The following is a 22,953-nucleotide window of genomic DNA, read 5'->3' as shown; positions in this document are numbered from 1 at the left end:
GACGACCGGAGGCGATTCACCGGCCGGCCGGCCGAGAATTTCAGGCGACGACGCGGACGTGCTCCGCCTGCGGACCCTTCTGACCTTGGGCGATCTCGAACTCAACCCGCTGACCGTCGTCCAGCGCCTTGTAACCGTCCATCTCGATCGCGGAGAAGTGGACGAACACGTCCTGACCGCCGTCGACGGCGATGAAGCCGTAGCCCTTTTCGGCGTTGAACCACTTCACGGTGCCCTGTGCCACGGTGCACTTCCTCACTCTGCGCGGCGTTGCCTGGCCCCGGCGCACGGCAGGGCCGAACGCCTTCCGACCACCGCTTCACCGATCGACGTCGACCGCTGAAATGGGTGACCGAAATCGCACGCTACACGAGGAGTGACGGCCGCGCACTACCGCAAATCGGGCACATCACGGGCGGCATCGAGCGCGTTTCCGACAGCAGGAGCCATCCCCTGTTTTCGATCAAAGCAATCCATGCTCATAACTACCGGCGCGCTGCGGACGGCGCTGCGGCACCTGTCGCCTCGTGTCGCCCGCGACGATCCCGCCCTGGCGACCAGGTTGCGGAACAGACGCAGGCGCGCAGCGGAGGCGCGTACCTCGACGACGCGATCGAGGACGTCGAAACCGTCGTCCACCCCTGTGATAGGCATGCGGGCATGACCACCGATCCAGGCCTCCGGCCGACGAAGATCCGTCGGGTACGCCCGGAGGACGCCGCCCGGATGCGGGCGCTGCGCCTGGAGATGCTCGCCGACGCACCGCTGGCCTTTCTGGAGACCGTGGCCCAGGCCGCGGCGCTCTCCCACGCCGAGTACGCCGCCCGGGTCGCGTACACCTCGCTCGGGCCCAACAGGGCGCAGTTCATCGCCGACCCGGGCGGCCGGCTGGTCGGGCACGCCGGTGGCACAGTCGCCCCGAACGAGCCCGAGCTGACCGTCATCTACGCCGTGTACGTCACCCCGGCCCGGCGGGGCAGCGGGCTGCTCGGCGAGCTGATCGACGAGGTGGCAGCCTGGTCCCGAGCCTGTGGCCGGCCGGAGCTGATGCTGGAGGTGGTGGTCGGCAACGACCGCGCCTACCGCGCCTACCAGCGGCTGGGCTTCACCGACACCGGCGTACGCGTCCCACACCCCACGGTCCCGGCACTGACCGAGCTGCAAATGCGCCGACCGGCCTAGAGCTGCTGCCCAAGAGCCGGCAGCGCCCCGACCAGCGTGCCCACGAAGGGTTTCCGGGGCGGCCCGACCCGCGCGGGGATCAAGCCTGACCGCCCGGAGTGGGTCGGGCTGCCCCGGAAACCCCGACCGCAGCCAGAATCAGACGTGCCGCCGAGACTGCACGATCCGGAAGCGGTTCGAGACGTAGGCGCCGTCGGTAAGCGCCGAGTTGGCCGCCGCGTTGGCACCGCTGCCGTGGAAGTCGGAGAAGGCCGCCGACTGGTTGACGAAGACCCCGCCGGTCAGGTTGCAGGACAGGTGCACCCCGACCTCGACCGCCACCGCCTCGGCGGCGTCGAGCACCGCCTCGTCCGTCGAGTAGACCCCCGCGGTGAGCGCGCCCTTCTCGCCGACGGTCCGGCGCATCAACTCCAGGCTGTGCGCGGTGGAGTCGGTGGCGATGGCGAACGAGATCGGCCCGAACCACTCCCGGCCGTAGGTGTCCGCGTCGTCCGCGGCCAGCTTCACGATCGTCGGGGTACGCACCACCGCGTCGGCGTACGCCGGGTGTGCCACGGCCCGCGACTCCAGCACCGGCGCGCCGACCTTGGTCACCTCGGCCAGCCGCTCCAGCACCCCGTCGTTGACGATGGCGCCGGTCAGCTCGACGCCCCGGGCCGGGTCGGCGGTCAGCTTGCCGACCGCCGCGGCGATCCCGCCGGCCACCTCGTCGAAGCTCTTGTGCCCCTGGTCGGTCTCGATACCGCCGGCCGGGATGAGGATGTTCTGCGAGGTGGTGCACATCTGACCGCTGTAGAGGGTCAGCGTGAACCCGAGGTTGCGGCACATGCCGGCGAAGTCGTCGGTGGAGTCGATCACCACCGTGTTCAGTCCGGCCTTCTCGGTGTAGACGGCCGCCTGCCGGGCGTGCGTCTCCAGCCAGTCGCCGTACTCGGTGGAGCCGGTGAAGTCGACGATCTTCACGGACCGGTGCAGTGCCAGGTCACTGGCGAGCTTCTCGCCGGGCGCCTCGGCGGCCAGCAGGATCAGGTTCGGGTCGAAACCGGCCTCGGCGAGGACCTCCCGGGCGTACTTCACAGTGACGGCCAGGGGCAGCACCGCGCGCGGGTGCGGCTTGACGATCACCGGGTTGCCGGTGACCAGCGAGGCGAACAGCCCCGGGTACGAGTTCCAGGTCGGGAAGGTGTTGCAGCCGATCACCAGCGCCACTCCACGGGGCACCACGTGGAAGGTCTTGGTCATCCGCAGCGGGTCGCCCTTGCCGGCGGGCTTCTCCCAGCCCGCCGTGCCCGGGTGCCGGGTCATCTCGGCGTACCCGTACGCCAGCGCCTCCAACGCCCGGTCCAGCGCGTGCGCGCCGCCGGCCTGGAAGGCCATCACGAACGCCTGCCCGCTGGTGAACTGCACCGCGTTGGCCAGCTCGAAGATGTTCTTGTGCAGCCGGTCGAGGATCTCCAGGCAGACGCCCACCCGGGCCTGCGGGCCGGCGTCGCGCCACGCCGGCAGCGCGGCGGAGGCGGCGGCGATCAGCTCGTCGGGGGTGGCGTGCGGATAGCGCACCGCCAGCTCCACACCGAACGGGCTCGCCTCGGTGGCGATCCGCCCGCCCGTGCCCGGCTGGTCGAGAGGAAAGTCGCCACCCAGGTACGCCTCGAAGGCGGCCTTGCCGTCGGCGGCGGCGGTCTCGCCGTACACCCGGGGGCTGGGCGATTCGGGGTACGCGGACCAGTAGCCCCGCTCCGTGATCGCGGTCAGCGCGCGGTTGAGGGTGTCGGCGTGCCTGTCGTACAGGGGCTGCGGGGTCTCCGTCATGCCCGCCATCATGCCTGAGGACGGTCCGCGAGCAGTAGCGCCAATGCCCGGCAGAGACGCATGCCTGAGAACGGTCCGCGAGCAGTAGCGCCAATGCCCGGCAGAGACGCATGCCTGAGGACATCGCAGGAGCAGTAGCGCCGATTGCTCGTCAGAGGGTGAGCTGCCAGTTGTTCCAGGAGTCCACCGGGCGGAAGCCGAGCCGCTCGTTGATCGCGATCATGTAGCTGTTGCTGGCCGCGTTGAAGGTGTCGATGACCCGTACCGCCGGTTCGTGGGTGAGCAGGTGATGCAAATTTTCGATCTTGGCGAGCAGGCCGAGCCGGTGCCCCCGGTGAGCCGGATCGACGATGGTGATCTGCTGGAAGGCGTGCCAGTCCGCGCTGGCACCCACGTCCAGCAGAGTCCAGGCGACCAGCCGGCCGGACTCCTCATGCCGCACCCCGAGGTGGTAGCGCCGCCGACCCCGGGCCTCCAACGCCCGCTCGGTGCCCCGGATTCGCTCGGCGTCCACCTGCTCCGGCTCCCACTGCACGTCCCCCATCGGCGCGTCCATGAGCAGCCGGCCGTCCAGGTAGGCGATGTCCGCCAGGTACTCCGGCGGGGTCGCACCCTGCCAGGTGACCGACCGGTACCCCTCGGCCAGGGCGTGTGCCTCGGCCAGCGCCGACCTCAGCGCGACCCGGTCGACGGTGTCGACCGCCAGCCGGCGACGCACCTCGACCAGCGCGGCCTGGGCTCCGGTCATGGCGGCGAACGCATCACCGGCGCCCGTGCGGGCCGGGCCGTCGGGGAGCGCGCGGACGGACATTCCGACCACCCGCTTGCGTCCGTGCTCGCGGAGCAGGCGCACCCCGTACTCGTGCAGTGCCCGGCCGACGCCGCGACGCCGCAGCTCGGGATGCACCGTCAGCTCGACGGACGCGTTGTCGGTGTTGTCGAGTCGGGGCAGATCCAGTTGGAGGTAGCCGGCCGGCACGCCATCCAGCCGGGCCAGCGCCCAGAGCGACTCGGTGCCGGGCATCGGCGTGTGGAAGAGCGCGTCGAAGCGACGGCGACAGAACGGCGGGAGATACGGCAGGTCGACGTCGTTGGCCGCCGCGCCAATCCGGTACGCCTGGTCGATCGCGGCCCGGTCGGAGCCGTCGAACGACACGATCGTGATGCTCATGCCGGCGAGCCTGGCACCCGGAAAAGCGATCGGGCCACCGAATTAATCCGGTGGCCCGATCGAACGTGGTCGGGAGGGACACTCGCACAACGCCTCCGGCGTTGGGTCGCAAGAACTTCAAAAGTCTCCGGCGAAATGCCCTCCCGCACGGAGCATCTTGCGCCGTCCGGTTCCTGCCGTCAAGTCCGCAGCGGCGGGTTTTCCACACTCACCGCGAAAAGCCAGTTACCCGGCGGATCGACCCGATCCCCCGTCCGGGCGATCCCCCCTCCCCCGCCCGACCCGCCCTGGCCCGACCCCGGCCCACCCGGCCCGGCCCGGCGCATGACCCACTCCATATCGCCGATGTTGCGGTTTCCGAGGAGGCGGATACCGCCATGTCGGCGAAACGGAGTCGATCACGCCAGCACGTGGCCGGTAAGCGACCGGCGACGAGTGAGGCGCGGGCGGGCGGGCAGGCCGGCGGGCCGGCGAGGGGAACCGAGGGTGGGGAGGGGTTGGGGACGGGGGCGCGTCAGCCGAGGAGGCCGGCGTCGCGGGCGGCGCGCAGCGAGGGCTTGATGTGGTGTGTCGGGCCGACCTGACCGGCCACCGCGTCGATGGTCTTCAGGCCCTCGCCGGTGTTGAAGATGACCGTCTCCGCCGTCGGGTCGAGCCGACCGGACTCGACAAGCTTCCGCAGCACCGCCACCGTCACCCCACCAGCGGTTTCGGCGAAGACACCTGTGGTGCGGGCCAGCAGCCGGATGCCGGCGCGGATCTCGTCGTCGTCGACGTACTCCATCCAGCCGCCGGTACGACGGACCGCCTCCAACGCGTAGAGGCCGGCGGCCGGGTCACCGATGTTGAGCGACTTGGCGATGCCGGTCGGCTTGACCGGCGTGATCGTGTCGGTCTCGGCGTGCAGGGCCGAGGCGATCGGGTTGCAGCCGGCCGACTGGGCGCCGAAGACCTTCCAGCCGCCGGCCGGTGCCTCGACCAGCCCGATCTCGACCAGCTCGGAGAACGCCTTGTCAATCTTGGTGAGCAGCTCGCCGCTGGCCATCGGGATGACCACCTGGGCCGGGATCCGCCAGCCGAGCTGCTCGGCCACCTCGTAGCCGAGGGTCTTGGAGCCCTCCGCGTAGTACGGCCGGACGTTGACGTTGACGAATGCAGTGTCCTCGAACTCGTCGGTCTCGACCAGTTCGCCGCAGAGCCGGTTGACGTCGTCGTACGAGCCGTCGATGGCGACCAGTTCACCGCCGTAGACGGCCGTGGTGATGACCTTGCCCTGCTCGAGGTCGCTGGGGATGAAGACCACCGAGGGGGTGCCGGCGCGGGCGGCGTGCGCGGCCACCGAGTTGGCCAGGTTGCCGGTGGACGCGCAGGCGAACCGGCTGAAGCCGAGCGCCTTCGCCGCGGTGAGCGCCACCGAGACGACCCGGTCCTTGAACGAGTGGGTGGGGTTGGCGCTGTCGTCCTTGACCCAGAGCGGCGCGGTGATGCCCAGCTCGGCGGCGAGATGCGGGGCCGCCACCAGCGGGGTCAGCCCCGGGTCGAGGGTGACCCGGGTGGCCGGGTCCTGACCTGCGGGCAGCAGCGCGGCGTACCGCCAGATGTTCTTCGGGCCGGCCTCGATCTGCTCGCGGGTGACCGTGGCCAGGGCAGCGGTGTCGTAATCGACCTCCAGCGGGCCGAAACACTCGTAGCAGGCGTGCTGGGCGGCGAGCGGGTAGCGGGCCGAACAGGCGCGACAGACCAGGGCGCGGGCGGGGCTGGTGGAGGTGTCGATGCCGGAGGCGGCGAGGGTCGACGTCATGTCGGGGAGTCCTCTCATCTTTCCCCGCATCGCACGGTGCGGCAGGGACGGAATTGGCACCTGCCCCGCAGGTCGCTCAGCGGTGAGCGCGCAGGGTGGTTGCCGGGGCGTCGTCGGGCCGTATCCCTCAGCCCCTCTGGATGAGGTATTCAGTTGTGCCGTCGAGTCTAGGCACCGCCGGCCGTCGCATCCAGCGCGGATCCCACGCTGTGAGCTAGTCGACCAGGTCAGGGCGGGTGGTCAGCGGGCGGTCACCGCCATCGGATCGACCACCGCGACCGAGTCGGTGACCGCCGCCGGCCGGGGCGGTGCCGAGGGCCGGGTGCGCGTGGCGAGGTTCGCCGCGACCAGAGCGGCGATGGTGATGGCGGCCCCGACCAGCTCGACCGGCTCCGGCCGGTAGCCGCGGGCGATCTGCACCACGAAGGTGACCACCGGCACCAGGTTCATGAACAGGGCGGCGTTGGCGGAACCGAGTCGCTGCACACCGGTGTTCCACGCGAGCGCCGCGATGACGGCGGCGACGATCACGGCGTACGCCAACTGCGGGGTGACCGCCACGAGGTCGGCGGCGGCCGGCACGTGCTGCCACCCGACGGCGTCGGCGCCGATGCTCACGGCCAGCATGGCGGCCGTGCCGGTGACCGCCGTCAGGGTGGTGAAGCGCAGCGGCGACCAGGCGCCGAACCGGCTGGCACCGTGGGTGTAGATCGCCCAGCCGAGCACCGCGCCGATCATCATGAGCCCGCCGAGACCGAACTGGCCGAGACCGGCCAGGCTCCCGCGGGTGATCACCAGGCCGACTCCGAGGAGCGCCACCAGGGAGAGGGCCAGCAAGAGCGGCGTTGGGCGTACGCCGTCGCGGACCCAGCGGACCAGTTGGGTGATCACGGGGGTGGTGGCCACGAAGAGGGCGATCTGTTGCGGGGCGGCATGGTCGAGAGCCAGGCTGGTGAGCAGGTTGAAGCCGGCGAAGCCGATCACGCCGAGCGCCACCACCTCGACCGTCCGACCGCCCAGCCGCAGCGCGGTCGCGCCCTCCCGGAGCAGCAGGATGGCGACCAGGATGACGGCGGCCAGCAGGTACCGGACGGTGGTCAGGTTGAGCGGGTCCACCCGGGTCAGCGCGGTAGCCAGGATCGGGAACATCGCGCCCCAGCTGAGCACGGCGAGCAGCGGATAGGCGGCGGCACGGGATCGCATCGTCAGCTCCAATGTTCGAGTATCTTCGAACCAACGGCACCGACCATAGGAGCTGGTTCGAGGATTGTCGAACAACGGTTACACTGGTCACGTGGAGCTGCACGAACCGGACCTGACCGCCGTACCGGTCACCGCGGTGTTGGCCGCGCTCGCCGACGACGTGCGCCTACAGATCGTGCGAGCACTCGCCGAGGGCGGCGAGCACGCCTGCAACACCTTCGAGATCGGCGTCTCCAAGGCGACCCGCAGCCACCACCTGAAGGTGCTGCGCGAGGCCGGCATCACCCGCACCCGGGCCGCCGGCACCAGCCGCTACGTCCGCCTCCGCCGTGACGAGCTGAACAAGCTCTACCCCGGCCTCCTGGACGCCGTTCTCACCCCCCGCCCGCCAGCCTGACGCCGCGCTGCCCTCGCCCGCCAGCCTGACGCCACTCTCGTTCGCCGGCCTGACGCCACGCTGCCCCCACCCGCCAGCGCACTCGCCGCGCCACCCACGCCGCCGGCCTGACGCCGCGCGCCCCTGCCCGCCAGCGCACTCGTCGCGCTGCCCTCGCCGCCGGCCTGACGCCGCGTCGCCCCGCCCGTCAGCACGCTCGTAGCGCCGGGCAGGTGGGACATGTCACCGGCGCACGCTATGGAGCTGAATCGTCTGCGACATCAGCAAAGGAATGACCCCTCGCCAGGCGCGCTGCCGGAGCCGCCCCATCGAGGCTCCGGCAGCGCGCGGCACGTGTGCGGTCAGACGGGTACGGAGCTGGGCTCGGCCGACGAGGCAGGTGCTGGCGCCGATGGAGAATCGGCGCGACGCCCGACGAGCAGCGTGTCGAGCGCCCAGGAGCCCGGCCCGAGCGCCGCGACCAGCAGGAACGACCAACAGAAGAGCGCCGAGAGCTCACCGCCGTTGTGCAGCGGCAGCAGGCCCTCAGGCTGATGCACGACGAAGTAGGCGTACGCCATCGAGCCAGACGCGAGAAGCGCGGCGGGTCGGGTGAAGAGCCCGACCAGCACCAGCGCGCCGCAGACCAGCTGGATCAGCGCTGCCCACCAGCCCGGCCAGGTGCCGAAGGGTATCGCCTTGCCGGTCATGGGGTTGCCGCCGAACAACCCGAAGATCGAGGACAGGCCATGCAACGCGAACAGCAGGCCGGTCACGATGCGGAACAGGGACAGGATCGGCCCGCCGAGCCGAGACAAGTTCATGAGACCTCCATCGACAGAGATAGATACCCGTCAATGATGAGGCAGGAAGGGATTGAAGTATATAAATTCCTTGCTAGTGGGAAGATCCTGGCCGAAAACATCTCGGAAAAGTGTTCGCGGCCGAGAGCCTTCCTAGCGGCAGATGCGTGGCACCCACGCCCCGCCAGCTGCACCTATGCAAGAACTTGAGCTGCACGCCCCACCAACTTGGCGTCGTGGGAGCGCTCCCGAACTTTAAGATACAGCCTGTTCAGTTGCCCGTACAGCTTGTTGAACTGCCCATCGCGCCGACCCGCGCCCGCCTCGACTCACCACGGCCGGCTTGTCGTCGTCACCCCACAGCACAGAATCAACCCGTGCCTCGCCATGGCCGCCGCGACCGGCCTGTCCGGGCAAACCAGCGCGGGCTGCGTCCACCCGCCGATCCGCCAACTCCCCCCGACCGACATGCGGGCCGCTACGGCTCGCAGACCCTGCGCATGCATGGTCAACTCCATATCCCCGATATTGGGGTGACCAGGTCGCGGGATGCCGCAATGTCGGCGAAATGGAGTGGATCAACAGACGGCGATAGGCGAGCAGGCGGGCGATGTCGCGAACGATTCAGCTCCAAAGGCACGCCAGGAGGGCCCGGACAGGCGGGCGGCAGGCAGCCGGCAGGCCAGGCAGCGGCGGGCAAGCCGGGCCGCAGAGGGACCTCGGGCAGGCCGGGCCGCGGAGGGATGCCGGGCCCTGGAGGGATGCCGGGCCGTGGGCAGTGGTGGGACGTCGACATGAGCGATGATCAGCGGATGATCTCGCACGACAGGGCAGCGCGGCGACGCATCGGCGCGGCGCTCGCGGTGGTTCTCCTGCTCGGCGCCTGCACTCCTGGCGACCATCGGGGCCAGGGCGGGGACGGCCGGACCGCACCGAGCCCGTCGGCGAGCGGCGACCCGCTGGCCGAATGCCCGGAATCCGGCATCCGGATCCGGGCAACCGGCGGAGACGCGGCCATGGGCCTACGTGCCCTCGGCCTGGAGCTGGTGAACTGCGGCGAGCAGCCCTATCGACTCAACGGCTACCCGGGGTTGCAGGTGCTGGACGAGGAGCGCCAGCCGATCGTTCTGCGGGTGGTCAACGGTGCGAAGGACATCACGATGGGCTTCGACCAGCCGCCCCACGAGGTCACGCTGCGAACCGGTGAGCGGGCCACCGCCGTGGTGCTCTGGCGCAACCTGGTCACGGATTCGACAGTCGTGGCGACCAATGGGGCGTACCTGATGGTCGCGCCCGCTGCCGGGCAGCCGGCCCAGGAAGTCGACCCGGAGGGGCCGATCGACCTGGGTAACACCGGCCGGATCGGCGTCAGCGCCTGGAAGAAGGCCGAGCCGTCGACGCCAGCGCCGACGCGGCCGGCCCCGCCGCCGGCGCCGAGCGCGGTGCCGTCCTCGGTGAGCCCACCCGACAGCCGGCTGTGAGACCGGCCGGCAACGAGATCAGCCGGCTATGACGTGATGTCCTTGCGGGTGAAACGCCAGAACGCCAACCCCCAGAACAGCGTCGCGTAGCTGATCGCGGAGATGCATCCGCGTACCACGTCGTCGGTCTGCACAGGGGTGGAGAGCAGCCCCAGCCAGGCCGTGCTGAAGTGGGTGGGCAGGAAGTCACGCACCGCGCCCAGGGCGGTGATCTGGTCCAGGATGCTGGACAGGATCCAGAGCAGCACCGCACCACCGACCGCGCCCAACGCGGCGTCCGTCGTCACCGACAGCAGGAACGCCAGCCCGGCCACCACCAGCAGGACGACCGCCAGATAGCCGAGCACGGCCAGCAACCGGAGCAGCCCCTCGGTGGGTTCCAGCTCGGCGGCGACCGTGCTGCGCAGCGGCGACCAGCCGTAGCGCAGGGTGCCGGCGAGCAGGGCGGTGCCGGCCAGCAGAAGCAGAGCCAATCCCGAGTACGCGAGCGCGACCACCAGCTTCACCGCCAGCAGCCGGGCGCGGGGCACCGGGATCGCCAGCAGGTAGCGCAGACTTCCCCAGCTCGCCTCACTGGCCACCGTGTCGCCGCAGAACAGCGCGACGACCACCACCAGCAGGAACGACGCCGACACGAAGATCGAGAACAGGGTGAAGTTGAGCCCACCGGAGGTGGCCAACTCGACCAGGCTGGAGAACTCGTTGCGGCCGTTGTCGTCGTCGCCGCCCGAGTCGAACTGGAACGCGATCAGGATGATCAGCGGCAGCAGCACCATGAACCCGAGCGCCAGCTGGGTCCGCCGCCGGGACGCCTGCCGGCGGAACTCCGCCGCGAACGGCATGGTGGCCGACGGCCGGTAACCGCGGGCCGCACCGGCCGGGTCGGTCACGCCCAGCGGCGTGTCGACGGAAGAGCCAGCCATCACCGGTCACCGCTTCCCCGAGAGTTCTCGCCCACCAGGGCGAGGAACGCGTCCTCCAGGCGGCGCCGGGGCACCACCCGGTCCACTCCGATGCCGGCGCGCACCAGCTCGGCCACCACCTCGCTGCGGGCCGTGCCGTTGGTGTCGACCACCAACTGCCCGTCGCTCTCCGGCAGCACCCGTACGCCGTGCAGGCCGTCCAGCACCGCCCGCGCCGCCGCCGGGTCGCTGACGTCGAACAGCACGCTCGGCGACTCGCCCACGATCTCCTCCACCGGCCCGGACGCCACGATCCGACCCTTGTTCACCACCACCGCGTGCGTGCAGGTCTGCTCCACCTCGGCCAGCAGGTGGCTGGAGACCAGCACCGCGCGGCCGTCCGTGGCGTACCGCTGGAGCACCCGGCGCATCTCGGCGATCTGCGGCGGGTCGAGCCCGTCGGTCGGTTCGTCCAACACCAGCAGCTCGGGCAGCCCGAGCATGGCCTGGGCGATGGCGAGCCGCTGACGCATACCGTGGCTGTAGTTCTTGATCTTCCGGTGCACCGAGTCGCCCAGTCCGGCGATCTCCAGCGCCGCGTCGAAGTGCGCGTCCTCCGCCGGGCGCCCGGTGGCCTTCCAGTACGCCTTCAGGTTGTCCAGCCCGGAGAGGTGCGGCAGGAAACCGGGCCCCTCCACCAGCGCGCCGATCCGGGAGAGCACCGGCGAGCCGGGCACCAGCCGACGACCGAAGACGTAGATCTCGCCTGCGGTCGGCTGGGTCAGCCCCATCAGCACCCGCAGTGTGGTGGTCTTACCGGCACCGTTCGGGCCGAGCAGGCCCACCACCTGACCCGGGTGCACCTCGAAGTCGACGTTCGACACTGCCACGAAGCCGTCCGCGTACTCCTTGCGCAGTGCGCGCACGGCCAGCGGCGTGTCCGCGTACTCCGGATGCACCGAACGGTCCTGGCGGCGGTGCCGGCGGCGGACCACGGCGACGACCACGACGAGCCCGATCGCGATGGCGGCGAGCAGGCCGGCGAGCACCCAGCGCCACACGGTCGCGGCGGTGGGGATCGGCTCGCCGCTGATCGTGGGCAGGCTGACCGCGCCGTCCGCCGCCACCGTGTAGACGGTGGGCTGGGCCGGCGTGGTGTACGCCTGGTCGGAGGTGGCGACCACCAGGCGCAGCCGGTGCCCGGCCTCGACGCGGTGGACGATCCCGGGCAGTGTCACGGTGACCGGGCGGGCGTCCTGCACCCGCTGCGGCAGGCCGGTGAGGCGGACCGGGGCGACCAGCCCGTTCGGCAGGGTGGCCGCGCCGTCCTTGTCGACGTCGTAGAGCTTGACGAAGAGCACCGCCTCACCCGTCGGCGACGCGGCCCGCAGGGTGACGGTGGGCGCGCCCGCCACGTCCACCGCGTCGGTCAGCGGCGTCGACTCGAACCGGGCGTGCTGGCCGGGCACGTCGCCGGCCACTCCGCCGAGCAGCGAGGCGAGCCCACCGGCGAACGGGATCGAGGAGATGGCCGCCGGGTTGCCGTTCGGCGGGTTCGCGATCGACTGGGCCGGGCCGGCGACCGTGATCTCGCGGCGGCTGTCGCCGCCCAGGCCCGGGTAGTCGGCGGTACGGAAGCCGGTGGCGACCAGACCCCGGTCGAGGGCGTCGAAGCCAGCGATGCGCGACCAGGTGAAGTCGTCGCCGGGCGCGTCGCCCTCGCCCTTGACGTAGTGGTCGAGCCACTGGACGGTCAGGAACTTCACCCGGTCCGAATCCGAACTCGGGCCGGCGCCGCCGTCGTGGCCGCCGGTGAACCAGGCGACCCGCACCGGGGTGCCGGCGGCGGCGATGCCCTTCGCGTTGGCGTCGGCCTCGCCGAGCGGGAAGAGGGTGTCCGCCTCGCCCTGCACCAGCAGCGTGGGCGCCTTGATCCGGTCCAGCACGCCCGCCGGGCTGGAACGGCGAAGCAGGTCCACGGCGGCCTGGTCGGCCTGGCCGGTGGTGGCGATCCGCAGGTACGCGGCGCACACGTCGGCGGCGAACCGACCACAGGACGGGTCGGCCGCGCCGGCCGGAGCCCCACCGGGACCGGTGCCCGGGCCGGCGCCCGGCCCCGGGCTGGGCGGGCCGGCCGACTCCGGTGCGCCCTGCGGCTGCTCGGAGGTGCCGCCGGAGATCCCGGCCGGGCCGGAACCCACGTTGCCACCCCCGCCGAAGAACAGGCCGGCCCAGCCCTTCTTGAACACGCCCTCGGTCGGCTCCCGGCCGGTGCTCTCCGGCAGGAACGCACGCGACAGGTCGTTCCAAGTGATCATGGGGACGATCGCGTCCACCCGGGGGTCCTGGGCGGCCAGCAGCAGCGCCAGCCCACCGCCGTACGAGCCGCCGACCACGCCCACCTTCGGGTCGCCGGGGGCGTCGGTTCGCACCTCGGGCCGGGCGGCCAGCCAGTCCAGCAGCCGCTCGGCGTCGCGCACCTCGTAGTCCGGGCTGTCCAGGTGGATCTCGCCGCCGCTGCGGCCGAAGCCCCGCGCGGTCCAGGTGAGCACCGCGTACCCGCGCCCGGCGAACTCCTTCGCGTCGGAGCGCACCGACTCCTTGGTGCCGCCGAACCCGTGCGCCAGCAGCACCGCCGGCACCTTCCGACCGGACGACGCCTCGGCCGGCAGGTAGAAAGTGGTGTCCAGGTCGACGGGCTCGTCACCGGACGGTCCGGAGCGGACGGTGAGCATCGCGCTCTGGGTGCGTACGCCCGATTCCCGTGGCCACACCGCCCAGGTGACGGCGGCGGCCAGCAGCACGACGACCGCCGCCGCGGCGATCACGCGACGGCGGGTGGGCAGGGCACGCCGGAACCACGCGGCCGGCGATGGCGATCTCATGCGGCACACGGTACGGCCCACAGCCTGAGCGCTGGCTGAGATCCGCCGTACGTCCGTCCGGTTGCCCCGATCGGTGATCGGGTGGGGTGCGACCGCCCATCGTCCGGCGCGTGCCAGTGAGTTGAGTTCGGATCCTGTGAATTCCGATCTTCCTCAGATATCCACCTCGATCCCTTCATGTCACACCCGCCAATGCCACACAGCGTGTCGACAACCCGGACGAATGGTGACATCGCTCGAACTGACGCGAACCTGACTCGCTGGCAGCGGCTCCACCCCGGCAGCGTCGATTAGTTTTCCGGTCCGGCGGACGGGACTCGTCGGCGACCCGCAACCGCGTCGATCCCCCACCCGACGCCGGAGGAGACACACCATGACAGTCCCCGCGCCGCGGGTCCGTCGACGGACGTCCATGATGGGTCGGCTGCTGCCGCTGCTGCTCGTCGCCGCGCTACTGGCACCGTTGGGTCTGCTGCTCGCCCAGAGCTGGCGGCACACCGGCGACGAACGGGACCTGACCGCCCGGGAACGGCTCGGCGTGCAGTACCTGCGCGCCCTCGCCCCGGTCACCGAGGCGCTGGTGGAGGCCCAGTCGGCGGCGGTCAGCGGCCGGCCCGTCCCCGGCGAGCCGCTGACCCGCGCGGTCGAGCAGGCCGCCACCGTGGACGCTCGCATCGGCGCCGAACTGCGGAGCCAGGAGCGCTGGGCCGGTCTCCGGGCCAAACTGGAGGCGCTGCGCGACCGCAGCCCCGCCGACCCGGAATCCGCCTACACCGCGTACGGCGAGGTCACCGACCTGCTGCTCGACCTGCACGACAAGGTGCGGGCGAGCTCCGGGCTCATCCGTGATCAGGGCGCCGACTCGTACTTCCTCCAGGACAGCGCCGGCGAGGAGTTGCCCGAGGCGGTGGTGGCCGCCGGCCGGCTCGCCGACCTGGGCACGCTCGCCAGCCGCCGGCCGGCCGCCGAACGACCCCGCAGCATGGTCGAACTGACCAGCCTGCGGGTGTCCGCCCTCGGCCCCGCCAACGACGTGGTGGACAACCTGCGCGCGGCGGTGGACAGCTCGGAGAGCACCGACCTGGGCGCGAACGTGCTGACCCCACTGGACGCCTACCAGCGGTCGGTGGAGGCGCTGGCCGCGTACTCGGCCCCGGCCCCCGACACCGGCGTGGTGGACCAGGGCCAACTGGCCGCAGCCGCGCTCAACTCGCGCAACGCCGCCCGGCAGCTCCAGCCGGTCATCCTCGGCGAGCTGGACGCCCTGCTCGTCGAACGGATCGACGGGCTGGACCGGGAGCGTTGGGTCACCGCCGGGGCCGGGACCGTCGCCCTGCTGCTGCTGGCCTGGCTCGCCACGCTGCTGATCGCCGCCGGTCGTCGGGCCCGACGCCGGGCGGCCGTGCTGCCCTCCGCGGACGTGGACAGCCCCGGCACCCCGCCACCGGGCGACCTCTGGCATCCGTCGGGTGGCACGGGTAGACCCGCCGACCAGCGACCGCTGCAACCCGTCGGCGCGGCCCAGAACCCGGAGATCGCGCACTGGGGGCCATTCGATGCTTCTCGGTAGGCTCCGGATCCGCGGCAAGCTCGCGCTCCTCGTGGTGATCCCCCTGCTCAGCATGGTCGGCCTCGCCGTGCCCGTGGTGCTCGACCGGGTGGCGGCCGCGCAACGCGCCAGTGACATCACCGACCGGGTACGGCTCGCCAGCCAGGTCGGCAGCCTGGTCCAGGACCTCCAGCAGGAGCGCGTCCTCTCGGTCGGCTTCCTCCTCGGTCGGGTCGAACGCTCCGAACTGATCCGCAAGTCCGTCGACGTGGACGACCGGGTGACCGACCTGCGGTTCGGAGGCGGCGAGGCGCTGACCGACGAGGTCGATCGTGCCCTCGACGGGGTGTCCGGCCTCATCGACCTGCGCACGGCGGTGCTGGCCGGGACCGCGAACCCGGGCCAGGTGATGGACGGGTTCGGGCCCGTCAACACCGCGATGATCGAATCGCTCCGGTTGACGATCGGCGTGGACACCGACACGTTGACCGGCCGCCAGGTGCTCGCCCTGGACGGGCTGCTGCGCGCCGACGAAGGTCTGGGTGCGTGCGCCACGCTGAGCGTGGTGGTGAAGGCGACCGGCACACCGCAGGCCAGCGCCCGGTACGTGGCGTGCGTCGCCGCCCTCCAGGTGGACAGCCGGCGCTTCCGCAGCCTGATCACACCCGAGCAGCTCAAGGTGGCCCTGCTCCTCGACTCGGCGGTCGCCGCGCGGACCAGCGCCGACTTCCTGGTGACAAGTGCCCGGGACCCGGACGGCGCGGTCCGCGACGTGCCGCTGGAGGTGCTCTTCCCCTCGGTCCGCTCGATGATCCGGCTCGGCCAGTTCGTCGAGAAGAAGCTGGTCGCCGACGTACTCGCCGAGGTCACCGCCGAACAACGGCGGGCGCTGACCGCCGCGTACCTGGTCGGCGGCGCGGCGGCGCTGATCCTGGCGCTGGTGGTGCTGCTGAGCGCGGCGGTCGCGCGGACGGTTGCCCGGCCACTGACCCGGCTCACCCGCTCCGCCGACCGGGTCGCCCGAGTCGCCGAGGCCGAGTTGGTCCGGGTCACCGACGACGAGGCGGAGAGCACCCAGTCGGTCCGGTTGGAGCCGGTGGACATTCGAGCCAACGACGAGATCGGCGACCTGGCCCGGGCCTTCGACCGGGTGCAGAACACGGCGGCCCAACTGGTCGAGCGGCAGATCGCGGGCCGGCGCAACGTGGCGCAGATGTTCGGCCACGTCGGGCGGCGTACCCAGAACCTGGTGGGTCGGCAGATCGCGCTGATCGACCGGCTGGAGCAGCAGGAGGCCGACCCGGGTCGCCTGGAGCACCTGTACCGGCTCGACCACATCTCCAGCCGGTTGCGGCGCAACGCCGGCAGCCTGGTGGTGCTCTCCGGTTCGGCCGGAGCCGACGCGCACACCGCGCCGGTGCCGCTGGCGGACGTGGTCCGGCTGGCGCTCGGTGAGATCGAGGACTACACCCGGGTGGACGTGCAGGTGCCGCCCGGCATCGCAGCCGCGCCAGCGGTCGTCGGCGACCTCGTCCTGGCGCTGGCCGAGCTGATGGAGAACGCCACAGTGTTCTCCCCGCCGCACACCCGGGTGCTGGTGGCCGGTGAGGCCTCCGACGCCGGTGCCAGGATCACCGTGGTGGACCGCGGCATCGGCATGACCGAGCAGCGGCTGTTCGAGGAGAACGCCCGCCTCACCCGACGGGAACGCCTCGACCTGGCGCCGACCGAGGTGCTCGGCCTCTTCGTGGTGAGCCGGTTGGCCCGACGCCACGGCTGGGCGGTGAACCTGACCGCCACCGTGGGCGGCGGGGTGACCGCACAGGTGGAGATCCCGTCGGCGTCGCTGGTGCTGCGCCGCGCCGACCGGGCCGGGGCCACCGTGGCCCGGGCCGCGGTGCCGGACCGGAGTCGACGCCCGTCCGCCGCCATCGACTCGGCTCCGAGTGCCCGCTCCAGCGCCGTCGTCGCCGCGCCGGCCAGCCTCGACACGGACCTGCTCAGCCGGGCCACCCGCAGCCTGGAGTCCGGCCAGTCCTGGGACGCGTTCGGTGCCCGGGAGCCAGCCGACACGGCGGCCACCGTCGACGCGGCACACGCCCCGACGGCCCTGACGGATACCAACGCCGGGCTGCCCCGGCGGCCGGCCCGGGGAACGGCGGGCGTCGGGCAGCCGCGCACGGCCACCGCCCTGGAGAGCCGGGAGCCGTCCGGCACCCCCACCGGCCCTCGGGTCCGGCAACGGGTGCCCGGGGCCAGCCTCGCCGCCGCCGGCACGCCGGTCGGGCCGGTCGACGCCACCAGCGCGGACCCGACCGCCGCCCGCGCGCTGGTCGAGGCGTTCCAGGCCGGTGTACGCCGGGCCGAGCAGACCGTCACCATCGACCTGCCCGCCACGCCGGACAGCACCGACCCCCTGGTGGTTCACACCGTCGGCCCGACGGAGGCCACACTGGACCGTCCCCACCTCAGCCGCCGGGTGCCCGGAGCGAACCTCACGGTCACCCCGCCCTGCCCGCCGACCAGCCCGCACCCCGGCGACCCGGCCGAGGTCCGCAACCTCATCACCGAGTTCGAGGCGGGCGTCGCCCGCGCCCTCCGTGAAGTCAGCCCAGACCGCCGGAACGAAGAAGGATCATCACGGTGACCAGCCCCTTCCTGCACGAGAACGTCGACCACCAGAGCCAGCCCGCCGCCGGGGACCTCAGCCCCGAGGCTCGCACCTTCAACTGGCTGCTCGACTCGTTCACCTCCAGCACCGCCGGGGTGCTGGAGGCGATCGCCGTCTCCTCGGACGGGCTGCTGATGGCCATGTCGGCCATCAAGGACCGGTCCAACGCCGAGCGACTGGCCGCCGTGGTCTCCGGCATGACCAGCCTCGCTGGCGGGGCGGCCAGTTGGTACGCGCTCGGCGGCCTGAACCGGGTGATCGTCGACATGGCCGACGGCTACCTGTTGATCAGCGCGATCAGCAGCGGTTCCGTGCTCGGCGTCGTCGCCGACCGGTCGGCCAACCTGGGCACCGTCGCGTACGAGATGACGCTCTTCGCGGGGCGGGCCGGTGGGGCGCTCACCCCGCGGCTGATCGTCGAGCTGAAGAACGCCGTCCAGCAATGACCCCGGAGGTCGCCGGCGAGGATCCGGACCCGGAGCCGCGGGTCCGGATCCGCCCCTACCTGCGCACGCCGCACCCGGGTGGGGGCGGCACGCCGGCGGCGCCGGAGCCGGAGCCGGAGGACGGCCGTCCGGCGGGTCCACGACCGTTCGTGCTCACCTCCGGACGGGTGGAGAGCGTGGACCCGGCGATCGGGCTGGAGACGCAGGTGACCCTGCGCGCCGACGACGGTCGGTGGACCGGCACGTCGACCGCCCTGCTGGCGCCGGAGCTTCAGGCGATCATCGCGCTCTGCGCCGAGCCGATCTCCGTGGCCGAGTTGTCGGCCCGGACCCGGCTGCACTTCGGCGTGACCCGGGTGCTGGTCGGCGACCTGCGGGCCGCCGGGCACCTGGACGTGCACGTCACCGACGGCAACGACGCCTTCAACCCCGACCTCATCCTGCGAGTGATTGATGGACTTCGTGCGATCTCCTGAATGGCCGGTCGCCCCGATCGGGGGGCTCGCCGGCAACAGCGCCGCCGCCCGTTACGGCACGCCGCCGGGCACCGACCCGGCGCTCGGGCGCCCCGGCCCGCCGCCGACCGCGCCGCCACCGCCCTACCGGCCCCAGGCGGGTGCCGGGCCGACGCCGCCGTCCGGCCGGCCGCCGGTGGCGCCACCGGTACCGGTCAAGATCCTCGTTGCCGGCGGGTTCGGGGTGGGTAAGACCACCACCGTGGGGGCGATCTCCGAAATCGCTCCGCTGACCACCGAGGCCGAGATGACCAGCGCGGGGATCGGCGTGGACGATCCGGGCATCCGCTCGACCAAGACCACCACGACGGTGGCGATGGATTTCGGTTGCGTGACCATCGACCGCAGTCTGAAGCTCTACCTGTTCGGTACGCCGGGGCAGGCCCGGTTCGGCTTCATGTGGGACGACCTGGCCCGGGGCGCGCTCGGCGCGCTGGTGGTGGTCGACAGCTCACGGCTCGACGACTGCTTCCCGGCGATCGACTTCTTCGAGCAGGCCGGTTTGCCGTTCGTGGTCGGCGTCAACGCGTTCGACGGGCGGCTGGCCCTGGAGTTGAGCGAGATCCGCTGGGCGCTGGCCATCGGTGACCACGTGCCGTTGGTGCAGTTCGATGCCCGGGATCGACTCTCGGTGCGGGACGCCCTGTTGGTCGTCCTGGACCGCGCGTTGGACCGGGCGACCCGAGACAGGTAGGGCCTGAGCCGACCGGCTCCGGCCGTGGCGGGAAGGGGTGATCTGGTGAGGGGCGACCTGGACGAGACGCTGGCCCGACTGGCCCGGCGCGAGGAAGCGCTGCGCCGGCGGACCAGCGATCGTGACGACACCGCACCGCCGCCGGCTCCGGTCGGTGGCCCGGAGCACAGCTCGGGCGGGCGCGCCGACGCCCACAACGCCGGGCCGGGCCGCCACGACGCGCGACACGCTGGCCGGGACGACCCCGCCGACGTCGCCGGGTGGGGTCCGGTCGAGGCCGTGGCCGAGGCAGTCCGCGAGGTCGTCGGCGCTCACCCCGGGCTCGCGGTGACCGTGCACGTCGAACACGACGGTCGGACGTACCCGCTGCGGGTCCACTGGGACGGCCAGGACGTCACGGTCGGCCCGGAACCGTCGGCGGCCCCGGTGGATCCTCCGCCGGCCTGGCCGCTGTCCGGCCGGACGGTGGCGGGCTGGACGCCCGGCCCGGACGGGTTGACGCCGGACCCGGCGGCCCGCCTGGCGGAGCTGATCCGGCGGGACCCGACGCTGCTGGACGAGCTGGATCCGCGGCGCTGATCGCCGAGACTGGCCGTCGGCGGCTACGGTCGGGCGGTGGCGCAACCCGACCTGACTCTGATCGCGAGCCTGCGGCCCGCGGCGCTGGATGCCCGACGGGGCATCGTACGGCTGCACCCGGAGGCGCTGACGGCGCTGGGGCTGCGCCCCGGCGACCCGGTCCGGTTGGCCGGCCGGCGGGAGACCGCCGGGATCGTCGCGGCGGCCGGAGCGGGAGCGAGCAGTGCCCTGCTGTACGCCGACGACCTGACCCTGGGCAACCTGGGGCTGCGTGACGGCGGCCAGGTGCGGGTGTCGCCGGTGCCGCTGACCCCGGCGGGCCGGGTCACCCTGGCCGGGCCGGTGGAGGTGGTCGCGGCGGTCAGCCCGGAGATGCTCCGACTGGCCCTGCTGGGCAAGGTGCTCACCGCCGGCGATGACGTGTCGCTACTGCCACAGGACGTGCTGCCGGACGCCTCGGTGCGCAGCCTGGTCGAGGCGGCCCGCCGCAGCCTCTCCACCACGATCGGCTTCGCCTGGACGAGCACCCTGCTCAGCGTGGTCGCCGTCGAGCCGTCCGCCGGGTCGCTGGTCACCATGGACACCCTGGCCGGCTGGGAGCACGGCCGCGCCACCCACGGCCCGGCCGCCGGCCGGCTCTCCGCCCCGGCCGATGTCGCCCCGGCCCGGCGGGGCGCGACAGCTCCCCCGCCGGAGGCGGCCGTCGACGCCCTCGACGTGACCGACGCGCCCGACGTGGACGAGCTGCCCGGGCTGCGGGCCCAGGCCGAGGAGCTGACCGAGCTGCTGGACCTCGGCTTCCACCATCGGGAGGTGCTGGGCCGGCTGGGCACCACCATCTCGCTGGGCGTGCTGATCGGCGGGCCGGCCGGCTCCGGCAAGTCGGCGCTGGTCCGGGCCGTCGCGGCCCGGGTGGGTGCCCGCGTACACCCGCTGTGGGCGCCCGAGGTGGCCGCGTTGAGCAACCAGGCCGCCGCCGACCGGCTGCGGGCCACGGCGACGGCGGCCCGCGCCGCCGGGCCGGCGGTGCTGCTGGTCACCGACCTGGAGGCGCTCGCCCCGGCGGACGAGCCCGGCCCGCTGGCGACGGTGTTCCGGCAGGTGCTCGCGGAGAGCGTCCGGGCTGGCGTCGCCGTGGTCTGCACCACCAGCCGGCCGGAGGCGGTCGACCCGGCGCTGCGCGCACCCGACCTGCTGTCGCTGCGGATCAGCATCCCGCTGCCCGACCCGGCGCTGCGCCGCGAGCAACTCGGCGTGCTGACCCGGCAGGTGCCGCTCGCCGACGACGTCCGGCTGGACGAGGTGGCCGGGCGTACCCCCGGGTTCGTCGCGGCGGATCTGGCCGCGCTGGTCCGGGAGGCCGGGGTACGCGCCGCGCTGCGACAGAAGTCCGCCGAGACGCCGACGGTGTCGATGGCCGACTTCACCGCTGCCCTGGAGGTGGTCCGGCCCACGACGATGGCCGCGTCGACTCTGGAGCTGGCCTCGGTGACTCTGGAGGACGTCGGTGGCCTGGACGAGGTCAAGCAGACGTTGACCGAGTCGGTGCTCTGGCCGCTGACCTACCCGGACACCTTCGCCCGCCTCGGCGTGCAACCGCCGCGCGGTGTGCTGCTCTACGGCCCGCCCGGCTGCGGCAAGACGTACCTGGTGACAGCCCTGGCCGGGACGGGACGGGCGAACGTGCTCTCGGTCAAGGGCGCGGAGTTGCTCTCCAAGTGGGTGGGCGAGAGCGAACGCGCCGTACGGGAGTTGTTCCGCCGTGCCCGCGAGGCGGCGCCGACGCTGATCTTCCTGGACGAGATGGACGCGCTGGCACCGGTACGCGGCCAGGCCACCGACGGGGGCACCACCGACCGGGTGGTCGCCGCGCTGCTCACCGAACTGGACGGGGTGGAGACCCTGCGCAACGTGGTGGTCATCGGCGCGACGAACCGGCCGGACCTGGTCGACCCGGCGCTGCTGCGACCGGGCCGGTTGGGGCGGCTGATCTACGTGCCGCCGCCGGACGGGGCGGCACGCGCGGAGATTTTGCGGGCCGCCTCCCGACACGTGCCGCTCGCGCCGGACGTCGACCTGGCCGCCCTCGGCGAGGAGCTGACCGGCTTCTCGGCGGCGGACTGCGCGGCGCTGGTCCGGGAGGCGGCGCTCGCGGCGATGCGGGAGTCGCTGGCCGCCGCCACCGTCACCGCCGCGCACGTGGCCACCGCGCGGGATCGGGTCCGCCCGTCGCTGGACCCGGCCCAGGTGGCCTGGCTCGCCGGGTACGCGGCCGAGCGGGCGTGACCGGCTCGGCGGGTCACACGGGCTGTCAGAGCGCGGGTGGCGTCGAATCGAGGCAGATCTCGGCGTACACCTTCCCGCCGTCCTCGCGCAGTTTCGCACCACACTTCTCAAGTACGGCGACCGCGCCCGCATTGTCCCGCGTGGTCTCGGCCACCACGAACCGCATGCCGGCCCCGGCGGCGGCGTTGAGCAACCCGCGCAGGGCGGCCGCGCCGATCCCCTGCCCGCGCGCCGAGCGGCCCAGCCAGATGCCGGTCTCCACCGTGCCGGGATCGTCACAGCGAGTCATCCGGACCATTCCCAGCACCTCGCCGCCGACGAGGATGGCGTACATCTGCGAGCCGGTCGGGCCGTCCAGGCCGCCGAAGCTTGCCCGGTGGTAATCCCGGAACGCTTCCCGGCGGGCGAGCGACCAACCGGCGGGAGCCTCGACCGGGGGCATCACGTCATCGGGTTCGGCTTCAGCAGCCGCTACTGAGAGCAACGACTCGAGGTTCCGCTCGTCCACCGGCTCCAGCCGGACCGCACCTGGCACGTGCCGCAGTCTGCCGTCCTCATCGGCCGAAGTCCACCCCATTGGGCTTGCACTGGCGGTCC

General features: G+C 72.5%; 19 protein-coding genes and 1 riboswitch. Of the genes, 10 read left to right on the top strand and 9 right to left on the bottom strand.

The window, feature by feature from the left end; all coding sequences use genetic code 11:
* Positions 1–40: 40 nt before the first annotated feature.
* Positions 41–244 carry a cold-shock protein gene (locus ABZ780_RS18880; protein ID WP_053654337.1) on the bottom strand — a complete coding sequence of 68 codons (204 nt, stop codon included), beginning with the start codon at positions 242–244 and terminating at the stop codon, positions 41–43.
* 416 nt (positions 245–660) lie between these two features.
* On the opposite strand from ABZ780_RS18880, the gene ABZ780_RS18875 reads away from it, so the two are divergent.
* Positions 661–1,182 carry a GNAT family N-acetyltransferase gene (locus ABZ780_RS18875; RefSeq protein WP_357486786.1) on the top strand — a complete coding sequence of 174 codons (522 nt, stop codon included), beginning with the start codon at positions 661–663 and terminating at the stop codon, positions 1,180–1,182.
* Positions 1,183–1,320: 138 nt separating this feature from the next.
* Here ABZ780_RS18875 and paaN read toward each other — a convergent pair whose 3' ends face one another.
* The 4 genes from paaN to ABZ780_RS18855 all read right to left on the bottom strand — a co-directional run bounded on the left by paaN (position 1,321) and on the right by ABZ780_RS18855 (position 7,169).
* Positions 1,321–2,994, bottom strand: coding sequence for a phenylacetic acid degradation protein PaaN (paaN, locus tag ABZ780_RS18870; RefSeq protein WP_357486784.1), 1,674 nt, complete (start codon positions 2,992–2,994; stop codon positions 1,321–1,323).
* Between the two features lie 151 nt (positions 2,995–3,145).
* Entirely contained in the window at positions 3,146–4,165 is a 1,020-nt protein-coding gene (locus tag ABZ780_RS18865; protein ID WP_357486782.1) for a GNAT family N-acetyltransferase, read from the bottom strand.
* 514 nt (positions 4,166–4,679) lie between these two features.
* A complete protein-coding gene (gene thrC, locus ABZ780_RS18860; RefSeq protein WP_357486781.1) occupies positions 4,680–5,966 on the bottom strand; it encodes a threonine synthase in 1,287 nt (428 codons plus the stop codon).
* 11 nt (positions 5,967–5,977) lie between these two features.
* Positions 5,978–6,113: riboswitch (SAM riboswitch) on the bottom strand.
* A gap of 93 nt (positions 6,114–6,206) precedes the next feature.
* Positions 6,207–7,169: a DMT family transporter gene (locus ABZ780_RS18855; protein WP_357486779.1), complete on the bottom strand. Its 963-nt coding sequence runs from the start codon at positions 7,167–7,169 to the stop codon at positions 6,207–6,209.
* 91 nt (positions 7,170–7,260) lie between these two features.
* Between ABZ780_RS18855 and ABZ780_RS18850 the strand changes: the two genes are divergently transcribed.
* Positions 7,261–7,566 carry a metalloregulator ArsR/SmtB family transcription factor gene (locus ABZ780_RS18850; protein ID WP_357486777.1) on the top strand — a complete coding sequence of 102 codons (306 nt, stop codon included), beginning with the start codon at positions 7,261–7,263 and terminating at the stop codon, positions 7,564–7,566.
* A 341-nt stretch (positions 7,567–7,907) separates the two neighbouring features.
* Here the strand turns inward: ABZ780_RS18850 and ABZ780_RS18845 are convergent, their stop codons facing one another.
* Positions 7,908–8,369, bottom strand: coding sequence for a DoxX family protein (locus tag ABZ780_RS18845; protein ID WP_357010165.1), 462 nt, complete (start codon positions 8,367–8,369; stop codon positions 7,908–7,910).
* 773 nt (positions 8,370–9,142) lie between these two features.
* Between ABZ780_RS18845 and ABZ780_RS18840 the strand changes: the two genes are divergently transcribed.
* A complete protein-coding gene (locus ABZ780_RS18840; protein WP_357010162.1) occupies positions 9,143–9,829 on the top strand; it encodes a DUF4232 domain-containing protein in 687 nt (228 codons plus the stop codon).
* A gap of 26 nt (positions 9,830–9,855) precedes the next feature.
* Here ABZ780_RS18840 and ABZ780_RS18835 read toward each other — a convergent pair whose 3' ends face one another.
* Both ABZ780_RS18835 and ABZ780_RS18830 read right to left on the bottom strand, forming a co-directional pair.
* Positions 9,856–10,752 carry an ABC transporter permease subunit gene (locus ABZ780_RS18835; protein ID WP_357010160.1) on the bottom strand — a complete coding sequence of 299 codons (897 nt, stop codon included), beginning with the start codon at positions 10,750–10,752 and terminating at the stop codon, positions 9,856–9,858.
* Positions 10,752–13,616, bottom strand: coding sequence for an alpha/beta fold hydrolase (locus ABZ780_RS18830; RefSeq protein WP_357010158.1), 2,865 nt, complete (start codon positions 13,614–13,616; stop codon positions 10,752–10,754). Before ABZ780_RS18830 ends, ABZ780_RS18835 begins: the two co-directional genes overlap by 1 nt.
* Positions 13,617–13,989: 373 nt before the next feature.
* Between ABZ780_RS18830 and ABZ780_RS18825 the strand changes: the two genes are divergently transcribed.
* The 7 genes from ABZ780_RS18825 to ABZ780_RS18795 are packed head-to-tail and all read left to right on the top strand — an operon-like array spanning position 13,990 to position 22,356.
* Complete coding sequence (locus ABZ780_RS18825) at positions 13,990–15,186, top strand: hypothetical protein (protein WP_357010154.1); 1,197 nt, start codon at positions 13,990–13,992, stop codon at positions 15,184–15,186.
* Positions 15,173–17,812 (top strand): nitrate- and nitrite sensing domain-containing protein, encoded by a 2,640-nt coding sequence (locus ABZ780_RS18820; RefSeq protein WP_357010151.1) that lies wholly within the window; start codon positions 15,173–15,175, stop codon positions 17,810–17,812. Before ABZ780_RS18825 ends, ABZ780_RS18820 begins: the two co-directional genes overlap by 14 nt.
* The gene (locus tag ABZ780_RS18815; RefSeq protein WP_357010148.1) at positions 17,809–18,282 is read left to right on the top strand and encodes a roadblock/LC7 domain-containing protein; all 474 of its coding nucleotides are present in this window, start codon (positions 17,809–17,811) and stop codon (positions 18,280–18,282) included. The genes ABZ780_RS18820 and ABZ780_RS18815 overlap by 4 nt, the downstream gene beginning before the upstream one ends.
* Positions 18,279–18,758 carry a DUF742 domain-containing protein gene (locus tag ABZ780_RS18810; RefSeq protein ID WP_357010145.1) on the top strand — a complete coding sequence of 160 codons (480 nt, stop codon included), beginning with the start codon at positions 18,279–18,281 and terminating at the stop codon, positions 18,756–18,758. The genes ABZ780_RS18815 and ABZ780_RS18810 overlap by 4 nt, the downstream gene beginning before the upstream one ends.
* Entirely contained in the window at positions 18,736–19,491 is a 756-nt protein-coding gene (locus ABZ780_RS18805) for an ATP/GTP-binding protein (RefSeq protein WP_357010142.1), read from the top strand. The genes ABZ780_RS18810 and ABZ780_RS18805 overlap by 23 nt, the downstream gene beginning before the upstream one ends.
* Positions 19,492–19,536: 45 nt before the next feature.
* Positions 19,537–20,070, top strand: coding sequence for a hypothetical protein (locus ABZ780_RS18800; protein WP_357010140.1), 534 nt, complete (start codon positions 19,537–19,539; stop codon positions 20,068–20,070).
* A 36-nt stretch (positions 20,071–20,106) separates the two neighbouring features.
* Positions 20,107–22,356, top strand: coding sequence for an AAA family ATPase (locus tag ABZ780_RS18795; protein WP_357010137.1), 2,250 nt, complete (start codon positions 20,107–20,109; stop codon positions 22,354–22,356).
* Positions 22,357–22,381: 25 nt separating this feature from the next.
* Here the strand turns inward: ABZ780_RS18795 and ABZ780_RS18790 are convergent, their stop codons facing one another.
* Positions 22,382–22,891: a GNAT family N-acetyltransferase gene (locus ABZ780_RS18790; protein WP_357010134.1), complete on the bottom strand. Its 510-nt coding sequence runs from the start codon at positions 22,889–22,891 to the stop codon at positions 22,382–22,384.
* Positions 22,892–22,953 lie beyond the last annotated feature (62 nt).

The organism is Micromonospora sp. NPDC047467 (genome assembly GCF_040643095.1).
Lineage (GTDB): Bacteria > Actinomycetota > Actinomycetes > Mycobacteriales > Micromonosporaceae > Micromonospora.
The sequence above is the reverse complement of the archived record's forward strand: the minus strand, read 5'-3'. Positions and strand labels throughout refer to the sequence as shown.